This is a genomic window from Shigella sp. FC1967, assembly GCF_001743005.1.
Classification (GTDB): Bacteria; Pseudomonadota; Gammaproteobacteria; order Enterobacterales; family Enterobacteriaceae; genus Proteus.
Genome location: NZ_MIIZ01000497.1, coordinates 1 through 208 on the forward strand (window position 1 = coordinate 1; position 208 = coordinate 208).

1 pseudogene is annotated in these 208 nt (G+C 40.4%); it reads left to right on the plus strand.

Annotated elements, in window-relative coordinates:
- Nucleotides 1–92: 92 nt before the first annotated feature.
- Nucleotides 93–208 (plus strand): annotated as a pseudogene (locus BHE89_RS04265) (sigma-70 domain-containing protein); the annotation flags it as partial.

The window sequence follows — 208 nt, forward strand, 5'->3', positions numbered from 1 at the left end:
GGAATTAGCACACAAACTTGATCATGAGCCCAAGTGTTGAGGAAATTGCACAAACACTAGATAAACCCGTTGAAGATGTGAGTAAGATGCTACGTTTAAGAACGGCAAGGGAATTAGCACACAAACTTGATCATGAGCCCAAGTGTTGAGGAAATTGCACAAACACTAGATAAACCCGTTGAAGATGTGAGTAAGATGCTACGTTTAA